Origin of the sequence: Brevibacterium sanguinis, from assembly GCF_003315415.1 — a bacterium.
Lineage (GTDB): Bacteria > Actinomycetota > Actinomycetes > Actinomycetales > Brevibacteriaceae > Brevibacterium > Brevibacterium celere_A.
Map to the genome: position 1 here is coordinate 65,405 of NZ_QNSB01000010.1, position 11,327 is coordinate 76,731.

13 protein-coding genes and 1 other RNA gene are annotated in these 11,327 nt (G+C 68.4%); 5 read left to right on the forward strand and 9 right to left on the reverse strand.

The genetic code is table 11. From position 1 onward, the window contains the following. Positions 1 to 250 precede the first annotated feature (250 nt). Both ffs and DFO65_RS13655 read left to right on the forward strand, forming a co-directional pair. An RNA gene (ffs, locus tag DFO65_RS13650) (signal recognition particle sRNA small type) lies at positions 251 to 346 on the forward strand. Between the two features lie 189 nt (positions 347 to 535). Then, a complete protein-coding gene (locus DFO65_RS13655) occupies positions 536 to 2,002 on the forward strand; it encodes a L,D-transpeptidase (RefSeq protein ID WP_245940788.1) in 1,467 nt (488 codons plus the stop codon). A 45-nt stretch (positions 2,003 to 2,047) separates the two neighbouring features. Here DFO65_RS13655 and DFO65_RS13660 read toward each other — a convergent pair whose 3' ends face one another. Further along, on the reverse strand, positions 2,048 to 3,079 hold the full coding sequence (locus tag DFO65_RS13660; protein WP_113904990.1) for an iron-siderophore ABC transporter substrate-binding protein: 1,032 nt from the start codon (positions 3,077 to 3,079) through the stop codon (positions 2,048 to 2,050). Positions 3,080 to 3,264: 185 nt separating this feature from the next. On the opposite strand from DFO65_RS13660, the gene DFO65_RS13665 reads away from it, so the two are divergent. Next, complete coding sequence (locus DFO65_RS13665) at positions 3,265 to 3,609, forward strand: helix-turn-helix domain-containing protein (RefSeq protein ID WP_113904991.1); 345 nt, start codon at positions 3,265 to 3,267, stop codon at positions 3,607 to 3,609. A gap of 60 nt (positions 3,610 to 3,669) precedes the next feature. Here DFO65_RS13665 and DFO65_RS13670 read toward each other — a convergent pair whose 3' ends face one another. The 5 genes from DFO65_RS13670 to DFO65_RS13690 all read right to left on the reverse strand — a co-directional run bounded on the left by DFO65_RS13670 (position 3,670) and on the right by DFO65_RS13690 (position 7,536). Continuing rightward, positions 3,670 to 3,927 (reverse strand): SHOCT domain-containing protein, encoded by a 258-nt coding sequence (locus DFO65_RS13670; protein WP_113904992.1) that lies wholly within the window; start codon positions 3,925 to 3,927, stop codon positions 3,670 to 3,672. Positions 3,928 to 4,058: 131 nt separating this feature from the next. After that, entirely contained in the window at positions 4,059 to 4,727 is a 669-nt protein-coding gene (locus DFO65_RS13675) for a response regulator (RefSeq protein WP_113904993.1), read from the reverse strand. Then, the gene (locus DFO65_RS13680; protein WP_113904994.1) at positions 4,724 to 6,127 is read right to left on the reverse strand and encodes a sensor histidine kinase; all 1,404 of its coding nucleotides are present in this window, start codon (positions 6,125 to 6,127) and stop codon (positions 4,724 to 4,726) included. The genes DFO65_RS13675 and DFO65_RS13680 overlap by 4 nt, the downstream gene beginning before the upstream one ends. A gap of 120 nt (positions 6,128 to 6,247) precedes the next feature. Next, complete coding sequence (locus DFO65_RS13685) at positions 6,248 to 6,829, reverse strand: ClpP family protease (protein ID WP_113904995.1); 582 nt, start codon at positions 6,827 to 6,829, stop codon at positions 6,248 to 6,250. Then, positions 6,826 to 7,536, reverse strand: a complete 711-nt coding sequence (locus DFO65_RS13690; protein WP_113904996.1) for a ClpP family protease — start codon at positions 7,534 to 7,536, stop codon at positions 6,826 to 6,828. The genes DFO65_RS13685 and DFO65_RS13690 overlap by 4 nt, the downstream gene beginning before the upstream one ends. A gap of 231 nt (positions 7,537 to 7,767) precedes the next feature. Here DFO65_RS13690 and DFO65_RS13695 point away from each other — a divergent pair, with 231 nt between their 5' ends. Next, positions 7,768 to 8,073, forward strand: coding sequence for a hypothetical protein (locus DFO65_RS13695; protein ID WP_113904997.1), 306 nt, complete (start codon positions 7,768 to 7,770; stop codon positions 8,071 to 8,073). A gap of 141 nt (positions 8,074 to 8,214) precedes the next feature. Continuing rightward, positions 8,215 to 9,000: a YidC/Oxa1 family membrane protein insertase gene (locus tag DFO65_RS13700; RefSeq protein WP_113904998.1), complete on the forward strand. Its 786-nt coding sequence runs from the start codon at positions 8,215 to 8,217 to the stop codon at positions 8,998 to 9,000. Between the two features lie 12 nt (positions 9,001 to 9,012). Here the strand turns inward: DFO65_RS13700 and DFO65_RS13705 are convergent, their stop codons facing one another. The 3 genes from DFO65_RS13705 to DFO65_RS13715 are packed head-to-tail and all read right to left on the reverse strand — an operon-like array spanning position 9,013 to position 11,170. Beyond that, positions 9,013 to 9,762, reverse strand: a complete 750-nt coding sequence (locus DFO65_RS13705; protein ID WP_245940776.1) for a DUF3152 domain-containing protein — start codon at positions 9,760 to 9,762, stop codon at positions 9,013 to 9,015. Positions 9,763 to 9,800: 38 nt separating this feature from the next. Then, positions 9,801 to 10,502, reverse strand: coding sequence for a VOC family protein (locus DFO65_RS13710; protein WP_113905000.1), 702 nt, complete (start codon positions 10,500 to 10,502; stop codon positions 9,801 to 9,803). Next, a complete protein-coding gene (locus DFO65_RS13715; protein WP_113905001.1) occupies positions 10,490 to 11,170 on the reverse strand; it encodes a VOC family protein in 681 nt (226 codons plus the stop codon). Before DFO65_RS13715 ends, DFO65_RS13710 begins: the two co-directional genes overlap by 13 nt. Positions 11,171 to 11,327: the final 157 nt, after the last annotated feature.

Below are 11,327 nucleotides of genomic sequence, written 5' to 3' on the forward strand. Positions count from 1 at the left end.
GAGTGGTCCCACCCTATACAGCTGTCGTGTCGAATGGAGAGGGGACACAGTCACGAGGGCATAACGGTGTGACGCCGAGGTGCTTCGACGTCGCCGAGGTGAGGGGCCGTGGGCGCGGCCGGGAGCCCGGACGTCGCGACGTGAGGGACTGGGGCCGGGGCCTCGCCGAGGTGAGGGACCGCGGGCGCGCCCGCGGCGGTGTGCGGTGCTTCCGTTTTGTGTCCGACCGGCCTTCTCGACTAGACTCGTCGACGGCTCCCCGTGCGGCGTCATCTTGTGAACTCCCCCAGGGCCGGAAGGCAGCAAGGGTAAGCGAGCTCTGGCGGGTGCACGGGGAGTCCTTCATTCTCAGGTCACAATTCAACAACATCGCCGCGATGGTCTCTCCCCAGGTCACAGCGGACGTGAGCGGTGAATTCGGGGTCACCGGACAGTTTCCTCCGACCATTCCTGACTACCCGCGTCATGAGCGTTCATTACGATGGAATGAAGTTCTCCTTTCTCTGTTCGAACGAGGATCCCGGTATTGTCATCCATGAGATTCCGCGGGGCGGCTGCTGCCCTGTCCGCAGTGGCGCTTCTGGCCGCGTGCACCCCCTCCGACTCCAGCCCTGACTCGACCCGCAAGGACGCGGCGACCGAGCAGGCCTCTCCCGCACCGGTCTTCCGCATCGACGATGTCGCGGAGCCCGAGTCGAAGGAAGCCGACGACCAGGAGTCGACCGAAGACGCGGAGTCGACAGCGACTCCGACGAGCACCGCCTCGGCCGCCGGGTCCGGAGACGTGGTCGAATCGGGCGCCGAGGTCGATCTCAAGTCCGGAAAGCGGGTCAGCCTGAGCGTCGACGGGGCGACGCTCACCGACATCAGCCTCACCGATCCCGACCATCCCCGGATGGGCATCGATCCCGGGGTGTTCTTCGACGGGTCCGGCACCGAGCTCGACGCCGAGGACGGCGAGGCCACCGCAGGAGGCACCGCCACCCCGAAGTCCGAGAGCAAGGACACCGAGGCGACGGCTCCCGCCGCGGAGGACGCCGCGGCCGAGGACGCCGAGGCGGCTGTCGTCACCGCTCCCGCCGAATCGACGAGCTGGGTCTCCGAGTACGACCTCGTCGCCGACAGCACCTATGAACTCACGGCCACGGCCACGACGCCTGACGGGAAGGAGCACGACTTCACCTCGACGGTCAAGGTCAAGGGCACCGACGCCTCGGCGATGGCGGTGCGCACCGTCCTCTCCGACGACCAGACGGTCGGTGTCGCCGCCCCCATCATCCTCACCTTCGGATCGACGGTGGCGAAGAAGTACCGCGACGACGTCGAGCGACGCCTCTCCGTCGAGGTCACCGATGAGGACGGCAACGAGCGCGAGGTCGAGGGCTCGTGGGCCTGGCTGCCCGACGACCCGCAGTCGCGCCTGCACTTCCGGCCCAAGGAGTACTGGCCGGCCCATTCCAAGGTCTCCGTCGACGCGCCGCTCAAGGACGTGCCGACCGCGAGGAACCGGGTCGGCGAGAACGACCTGACGATCGACTTCGAGATCGGCCGCGAGCAGATCGTCGAGGCCAGCGCCAAGACGCACCGCATGATCGTCACCCGCGAGGGCAAGGAGATCATGAACTTCCCGACATCGCTCGGCTCCCCGCAGGCGCCGTCGTACAACGGCATCCACGTCGTCATGTCCAAGCACGCGAACTACACGATGACCTCGGAGCGCTGGGACTACGAGACTCCGACCCAATGGGCGGTGCGCATCCACAACAACGGCGAGTTCGTCCACGCCGCGCCCTGGTCGACGGGAGCGCAGGGGTCGCGGAACGTCTCCCACGGCTGCATCAACCTCAGCACCGCGCGTGCCAAGGAGTACTACGACACCGCCATCTACGGCGACCCGGTCGTCATCAAGGGCTCCTCGGTCGACCTGTCCACCGAGGCCAGCGACATCTCCGACTGGGTCTACGAGTGGGACGAGTGGAAGGAGCTGAGCGCGCTCGACTGAGCGCACCCAGCCCCCACCTCGGCGATGCCCGCCGATGCTTCTTCGCTACTGCTTCTTCGCCTTCTCGACCGCCTCGTCGATCATCGGGACGTAGCGTTCGAGTGCCCATGGCACGGTGAGCGGATTGATGATCGACGACCCGGTGACGAATGACTGGTCCTCGGGGATGACCGTCGCGCCCGCCTTGATCGCCGGGATGTTCGAGTACACGCTCTGGGACTCGATCTCCTTCCGGCTCGCGGCGTCCGAGTAGAAGGTGAAGATGAGGTCCGAATCCCCCAGTTTGTCGGCGTTCTCCAGACCGATGAGCGCGGAGTCGGTGCCCGGCTCGTCGTAGTCCTTCTTCAGCGTCTCGATGACCGGGTCCGGTGTCAGGCCGAGCGCGGAGACCATCGCGACGCGCTGCTCGTCGGGGTAGAAGACGCCGAGAGTGCCCGGCCCGTTGTTGTAGATGTAGGAGAAGGTCAGGCCCTCGTATTCGGGCCGCTTCGCCTCGGCGAACTGCTTCTCGATGTCCTCGACGAGATCCTGGGATTCCGCCTCGTGGCCGAGCGCCTTCCCGATCGTCGTGATCTGCTCATCCCATTCGATCGTCCACGGCTGCTCGGGGTAGGCGACGGTCGGTGCGATCGCGTCGAGCTGCTTGTACTGCTCGGCGGTGATGCCCGACCACGGGGCGAGGATGACGTCGGGATCGAGCTCGGCGATCTTCTCGACGTCGAGCTCGGTGGCGCCCTGGAACTGCACGGGCAGTTCGTCGCCGGCCTTCGTCACGGCCTCGTGGACCCACGGCAGGTAGCCGGTGTCATCGCTGCCCCACGGGTAGGACTCCATCCCGACCGGGGTCTTGCCCAGGGCGATGGCGGTCTCGGTCGACCCCTGCCCCAGGGTGACGACGCGCTCGGGTTCCTCTTCGATGACGGCTTCGCCCAGGGCGTGCTCGATCGTCACCGGTTCGAAGTTCGGGTCGCCGGACGCCTCAGGGGCGGACGTGTCCTGACTGCAGGCGCCCATGGAGAGGGCGAGCGCGAGGACGGTGCCTGCTGCGGCGGTGCGGCGCACGAGTGGAAGTGTCATTGGTGCCTTTCGTAGGGGGAAGCACGTTCGCTTCCCTGTGCATAGGACAGGCTAACCTATGTTCGTGTGCTCGATGAACCATCGCGTCATCGTTCTCGCCGTCTCCTCGCCGAGGCGGTGCTCGGGTTCGTCTGCTCTGAGCAGAAACTCTCGCCCCAGCGACTCCTGTCTCCTATGCTCGCTGCATGGACATCGACCAGCCGCCCCTGCTGCGCGAAGCTCTCGGTCGAGTGCTGCGCCTGCGCAGGACGGAGCTGGGGCTGACCCTGGCGCAGGTCTCCGAGCGATCCGGGGTCTCCACCCAGTACCTGTCCGAGGTCGAACGCGGCCTCAAGGACCCCTCGTCCGAGGTCATCGAAGCGATCTCCGTCGTACTCGGACTCGTCCTCCCGCAGGTGCTCATGCTCGCCGCTGTGGGCATGCAGCGCGGATCCCTGCAGCTGGAGCTCTCCGCCCTGGCGACGACGATCGCCCCGCCGCCCGCACCGCTGTCCGCCACTGGTCAGGCACAGCTCTCGCTCGTCGCGTGAATCGCCCGGGTGAGCGCTGCTCACCCGGGCGACCGGTCGACCTCACTCACCTCCGCGCGATCATCGTCGCGAATCGGGACGAGCCGCGCGCAGGACCTCGAGCCGCGCCCGGTAGTCCTGCTCGTCGATGTCCCCGCGGGCGAACCTCTCGGCCAGTGTCGCCTCGGCGCTGTGCGTCGAGCCTCCGGCCGGGCCGGACTCACGCCAGCGACGGCGGTTGAGGATGAGGATGAGTGTGACGATCAGGCCGATGACGAGGACCCAGAAGATCGGGACGAGTACGAAGAACGGCCAGGCGAATCCGGGACCGTGTTCCATGATGCCTCCTTGAGTGATGTCCACCGGGTGGGTGGATGTGGCATCAATCCTTCTCCGTCACGGGCCCGTGCGAATCCGCCTGCGGGAGGCACTTGGAGTACTGCCCCGGGAGGCAGGGCCCGCCGGTCGGCTCAGGGCTCGAGCCACCCCGGTGACACGAGCCCGCTCTCGTAGGCCATGACGACGAGATGGACGCGGTCGCGGGCGCCGACCTTCGTCATGATCCGCGAGACATGCGTCTTGGCGGTCAGCGGGGACAGGACGAGGTCGGCGGCGATCTCGTCGTTCGACTTCCCGAGCCCCACCAGTCGCAGCACCTCGCGCTCCCTGTCGGTGAGGACGTCGAGCTGACGGGTCGGCTCGGCCCGCAGTCCCAGCGACATCCGGCTGAGCAGGTACCGGGTGATCTCGGGCGAGAGCAGCGCGTCGCCTGCCGCGACGACCCGAACGGCGCGGATGAGATCGACCGGTTCCGTGTCCTTGAGGAGGAATCCGCTGGCACCGGCCCGCACCGCCCGCACGACGTACTCGTCGAGGCCGAACGTCGTCACCAGCACCACCCTCACCTCGGCGAGGGCAGGGTCGGCGCTGATCTCCTCGGTCGCCCACAGGCCGTCCCCGCCGGGCATCCTGATGTCCATGAGCACGACGTCAACGGGTTCGGCTCGCAGCTTGGCGAGCAGCTCCTCTCCGCCCGAGGCCTGGATGCGGACGGCGATGTCGTCCTCGGCGTCGAGCAGCGCCGCGAACCCGGCCCGGACGAGCTGATGGTCGTCGGCGATCGCCACGGTGATGGTCATGCTCGACTCGCTCCCGGGGTGTCGGGACTCCCGCTGCCCGAGCGCGGCAGTCTCACCGTCACCGTCGTCCCCCCGTGGGAACCGCCGGTCATCGAGAACGTCCCGCCGAGAATTTCGGCTCTCTCCCGCATCCCGGGGATGCCGCTGCCTTCGTCGGTCGCCGCCTCTCCCCTGCCCCTTTCGGTCGCTGCCATTCCCCTGCCGTCGTCGGCGACGGTGATCTCGACGAACGGCCCCGCCGTGGCGATCTCGACCGTGACGGTCTCCGCCTCCGCATGGCGCACGACGTTGGTCAGCGCCTCCTGCACGATTCGGTAGCCGGCAGCGTCGACCGCCCGCGACAGCGGAGCACCGGTGCCTCCGTTGTCGTCAGGACCCGCACCGATGCCGTTGGCGCCGGCGTCCGAGTCTCGACGCCGGTCGATCAGGCGGATCCGCGGCCCTCCTCCCATCGTCGCGATGAGCTCCGGCAGGTCGTCGAGTCCGCGAACCGGGGTCAGCGGGGCCGAGCGCATCGTCCGCAGCACTGCGCGGACCTCGTCGAGTCCGCTGCTGCTCAGCTCCTTGATGGCCGCGAGCGCCCGCCGGGCCTGCTCGGGGTCGCGGTCGATGAGGTGCTCGCCGACGCCTGCCTGGACATTGATCTGGGACAGCGAGTGCCCGAGGACGTCGTGGAGCTCACGGGCGATGCGGATCCGCTCGGCCTGAGCCGCCTCGGCGTGGCGTCGCTCGGCCCGTTCCGCAGCGGCTGCACGCGTCTGCTCCCGGTGGCGCAGGAGGGCGCCGATCCCGACGGTCACCGCGAGACCGAGCGTGGCCGTGACGACCCGTCCCACCGACCACTCGACCGCCACGAGCGGAGCGATGATCAGCGCGCCCAGCCACAGCCCACCGGCCGAGGCGACCGCCCAGGCCCAGCGTCCGCGCACGATCGCCGCGACGAGTGCGAAGCAGAATGCCGCGTGGAAGGGTGCCGTCTCGGGCCCACCGAAGCTCTCGTCCCAGCCCCACGGTCCGCCTCCGGGGCCTCGCCACGGTCCCACCCCATCCGGACCTGAATCGAATCCGGGGTCAACGGCCGAGCCAAGCCCATGTCGCCCCTCGGGCTCACCGCCCGGTGCCAGGCCGGCCCAGACCAGCACATCGAGGAGGGTCAGGACCGCGAGGATCGCGACCCGTGGACCCGGCCACCGCTGGGTGAGGGCGAACACGAGCGGGGAGGCGGCTGCGACGCCGATCCGGATGATGCGGGCGAGTGGGTCGATGTCCGCGGCGAGGGAGAGCGCGATTGCGAAGGGCAGCTGCAGGAGCAGAGCGAGGATCGACAGCAGGATCAGGCGCAGCCGAACCGGGCGCCGTGGTGCCTCGCCACGCGCGTCGTCGTCCGCTGTCCGGCTCATCCTCCGATCGTAGCCATGTTCGGCCACCCGGGAGTCGCTCCCCGGGAGTAATCGCTCGGACTCCCGCGGGAGTACGGCGAGTTGCTCTCTTAGAGCACGACGAGCCCGGTTCGACCGGGTTCAGAGAAGCCGGTCGACGAGCCCGAACTCCTTGGCCGCCTCCGCGGTGAGAACGAGGTCGCGATCGAGGTCGGCGTGGATCTGCTCCGCGGTCCGGCCCGTGCAGGCGGCGAGCATCTCCTCGACCTCGCGTCGTTGGCGCACGATCTCGTCGGCGGCGACGATGAGATCGGGGATGGTGCCGCGTGCGGGTTCGGCGTGGGGTTGACGCAGCACCGCCCGCGCGTGGGCGAGCATCGACCGCTGCCCGGGTTCGCCCGCGGCCAGCAGCACCGCGGCATCGGCGGCCGCCTGCCCGACGCACGTCGTCGCCACCGGGGCCCGCACATGCCGCATCGCATCGTAGACGGCGGTCATGGCCGTCAGCGACCCGCCCGGGGAGTTGATGTAGAGGTGGATCGGCAGTTCCTGGCTCTGTGCCTCGAGGTGGAGCAGCTGGGCGATGACGGTGTTCGAGACGCCGTCGTCGATCGGGACGCCGAGGTAGATGATCCGGTTGCCGAGCAGGTGGGAGTAGACGTCGACGATCTTCTCGCTGTTGCCCGACCGGTCGACGACGTGTGGGATCGTGTACTGGCTCATGACTGTGCTCCTGAGGTCGGGGTGGTCTGCGCAGAAGCGGCCGGGCCCGGGCGGATGCCGCGTCCGATCGCACCGAGCAGTTCGGCAGGAGAGTCGACGATGCGGTCGATGAGGCCGTAGTCGAGGGCCTCGCTCGCGGAGAACCACCTGTCCCGCAGGGAGTCGGCGAAGATGCGGTCATAGGTCTGCCCCGTCGCCTCCGCGATCCGGTGGAGGACGGAGTCCCGGACGTCGCGGAGGTCATCGCCCTGCAGCTCGATGTCGGCTGCGGCACCCCCGATCCCCGACGATCCCTGGTGGAGGAGGATGCGTGCGTGCGGCAGCGCCAGGCGTTTGCCCGGCGTTCCCATCGTGAGGACGAACTGCCCCGCCGAGGCGGCCCACCCGAAGGCGATCGTGATGACGTCGTTGGGGATGGTCCCGATGACATCGGCGATCGCGTGCATCATCGGCACCGATCCGCCGGGCGAGTTGATCCACAGGTGGATGTCGGCGTGGGGGTCCTCGGCGCTGAGCAGGATGAGGCGGGAGACGATCTCCATCCCGTTCTCGTCGCGCAGCTCCCCGTTGAAGACGACGGAGCGATAGGCGTAGAGCATCCGCTGGGACTCGGGGATCGGCGTCACCCCGGACGCCTCGTCGGTCTCGTTCCACGTGTGCGTGTTGGTCGGAGACGACAGTGGGTTGTGTGCGGTCTGCGTGTTCATGACCTCACTGTGGCAGGCGAACGAACCCCGGTGAACGGGTTTCCGCCGCCAGCGGTCAGGCTCTGCTGTCAGCGGCAGAGCCGACCGTGGTGGCAGGATCCCGCCGGACGACCGCCGAGAACCTCACCACGGCCGCCAGCACCAGGCGCCTTGCACCTGGCCTGCTCTGCCTCATCGCGATCCGAGCCGCGTGATAGCATCGTCGGACGAAGTGATCGGAAGGCCGCCCCCATGCTGACGTACCTGTGGTTGACACTGCAGTGCATCGTCGTGCTGCTGAGCGCCGATGTCGACGCCCTTGTTCCACAGTCGCCTGCGCATCTTCTCATCCTGGCGCTCCTCGGTGCGGCACTTCTCTCGCCGATCGCTCCATGGGCGGCTCGCTCCCTGATCAGGGTCCTTGCGCGAAAGCTGCACGGCCCTGAACAGCGCAGCGCCTGCTCGACCATTCCCGATTTCCGCCTGCCGGAAGCGCCAGGCACGCCGGGCACAGCATTGGTCAGGGCTCCGTCGAACGTCGTTCGCCTCCGCGCCTGAACGACGACTCCTCCATTCGCGCACCCAGCGCTTTCTCCGGATCCCACGAACCGCTACGCGTTCTCTCGATCTGCCGCGGAGTCACACGGGCGATGAGGCACTCTCGTCAACCGACTCCCGTTCGTCTGAGAAGGACGCCCCATGAACATCTATGAATTCCCACCCATCGCCCTCCTCGTCAATGCCGCTTATTGGCTCGTCACCGGACTCAGTGATCTCCTCGAGCCTCTGGCCGGACAAGGCTCGGCCGTCCTGGCCATCGTGCTCCTCACCGTCATCGTGCGCAGCCTGCTCATCCCGGTCGGTTTGTCCCAGGTCCGGGCGGGGATCACGCGCCGACGCATCGCGCCTCGGCTCCAGGAGCTGCAGACCAAGCACAGGAAGAATCCCGAACTGCTCCAGCAGAAGATCATGGAGCTCTACCGAGAGGAGAAGGCCTCCCCGTTCGCCGGGTGCCTGCCGGTTCTCGCTCAGATGCCCGTGCTGATGGCCGTCTACGGCATCTTCATCCAGTCCACCATCTCCGGTCACACCAACACACTGCTCGACCATTCCCTCTTCGGCGTCCCTCTGAGCTCGAGCCTGGTCTCCCTGATCGGCTCCGGCGACATCACTCTCGCTTCCGGGCTCGTATACGCCGTCCTCATCGGGGGGATCGCCGTGGTCGCTCAGCTCTCCCGCCGGCTGCTGGCGGAGTCGATGCCGCCACCGACACCAACTGACCAACCCGCGCAGGACCTGTCAGGACTGACTCGTGCGCTCGGCCTGATGCCGTTCCTGACTGCGGTGTTCGCTGCCTTCGTGCCGCTCGCCGCCACCGTGTACCTGATGACGACCACGACCTGGACGCTGTGCGAACGCCTGACTTTGAACCGGCTGCTCGGCGCGACCCGTGAACCCGCACCAGCCTCCGAGACACCTCGCTGATGCGCCACCGAGCTACCCCTGCGAGGGCCAGGCGTTCGGGCGGCAGCCGTCGAGGCCCTTCGTCTGCTGCTGCATGAGCGGAGCGAGCTCCCCCTTGCCCGGGCAGGACTCGTGGCCATGGCCGAGAGCGTGCCCGACCTCATGGTTGATGAGGTATCGGCGGTACTGCGTGAGGTCGTCGAATTCGTCCGTGGCGCTGACCCAGCGCTTGGCGTTGAGGATGACATCGGGACCGTTCCGGCAGGACAGTCTGCCCAGGGTGCGCAGCGGCAGGCACATCGAGTCGACGGTGTCGGGACTGGCGATGCTGATCATCGCGTCCTGCCCCTCGTCGACGAGTTCGATCGAGACGTCGTCGATGTCCTGCCAGCCGCGCTCGTCCTGGAGCGTGTCCATGATGAACGTCGCCGCCTCGTCGACGTCGATGGGGAGGTTGTCCTCGACCCGCACGGCGACAGTGAACCTCGTCCCCTCATCCCGGTTCGGTCCGATCTCCCGGGCCGGTCGCTCCCACTTCCCGCTGCCCGTCGTGGGGACATCGTCCTCGGACACCGCAGGACCGGCCGGGTCCTCCCCCGCCGAGGCGCTCGGCTCGGTCGTCGGATCCGCGACCGCGGGGGCGGGGATCGTCTCGACCGCCACCGGGGTCGGTGCCCGACGCGCTTCCTGTCCGGAGGTCGGCGAACACGCGCTCAGCGTGAGGAGCGCGGCCGCGGCGACCAGCGCTGCGGCGATCGGGACCGGCGAGGAGGGAGATGACACGGCCCACAGTCTACCGACCATCGGCCGCGGCCTCCGTCTCAGAACTCGAGCTCGCCTCCGGGACCGCGCAGCCTCGCGTGCAGTCGGTGCGCGGAGCCGGCGACCACCTCGGCGTCACCTGCCCCCAGGGCCTGAAGGGCCCTGCGTGTCGCGTCGACATCGGGGGTCTCGATCGTGAACTCGAGCAGGTCGAGGCTCGGCAGATCCGCCTCCGCGGGGTGGACGGAGTCAAGCCAGTCGATGAGGAACGGCTGAGTGCCGTTGTCCGGCAGCGGGGTGCGGCTGGTCAGGCGCCATTCGAGCAGCGTGCCGTCGGTCGTCTCCCGGGACATGTCCCGCACCTCACCGATGTCGACGCCCTCGGTGTTGGCGCCGGCCACCTTCGCGGCGAATGCCGGCGGGTGGATCGCCCAGGTCTGCAGGGTCAGGCCCTCGGCCAGGTGGGCGTCCAGGGGCAGCGTCCCGTCCGCGGGGCGCTCCTGCCCGGGATCGGGCCCGAGGATCTCGAGGTACGTGCGCGCACCCGGCCCCCATCCCGCAGGAGCGAGCCCGATGAGGAAGTTCGCGGTGCCGCGGCCGGGATGACGCCCGCCGGGGACCGCACTGACCCCGGTGAGCCGCTCGACCTCGGCCACCGCCTCCCCGAGGTCGGGCACCGTGACGATGAGGTGATCGAGGTGCGCGGGGATGGCCGTGTCCTCCGACCGCTGCGCATCTCTCGTGCCGTTCAGATCGTCCATGATCCACCTGGTCCTTTCAGTGTCGCGTGCAGCGACTCCACGTCGCCTGCCTCGACGTCGATCGTAGCGTCGAGACGGTCGAGGGTGCGCAGGGTCTCAGCGACGCGAGGTGTCCGCGCCCGGAAGTCGGTGAGGCCGACCCGCGGCATCGCGCGAGACGACGGATGGGGCGTGTCCTTCCAGTCGATGAGGAACGGCTGGATCCCGCCGAGCGCCAACGGCATCCTCCGGGTCAGCCGCCACTCGAGGACCTCACCGTCGGGCGTGCGGCGGGTCATGTCGGCCACCGCGCCGAGGTCGACGCGCGGACCCGGGGCCGTCGCCGCAGCCGTGACGACGGCGTCGAAGTCCACGGGTCGGATCGCCCACCTCTGCACTGTCGGTTCCGTGATCCCGGCCAGCCGATCCGCGGCCAGCGCCGGATCCTGTTCGGGATCGGGCCCGATGAACTCGAGATAGACGGGACGGGGACCATCACCACCCCGGGCACTGTCACCGTCGCCGTCTCCGTCCACGTCGAGGCCGAGCAGGGCATTGGCGGTCCCCAGCCCGGGATGGCTTCCGCCCGGGACCGGCCGCACGCCGAGGATCCGCTCGCATTGCTCAACATTCTCGGCGAGATCAGGGACGGCGATGACGAGGTGATCGAAGCACTCGGGTATCTGCATGTCTCAATATTAAGCTCGCAGTTGACCGGGCAGGCCGCGGTGCGCTTAACTCGAAGCATGCAGAAGCACACGGACGCCCGAATGTGTTGGCGTCGCCTTCACGTCGACTTGAAGCTGGTCTCCAGCTCGCATTGTTGAGCTAAATTCCTCCGAGTCC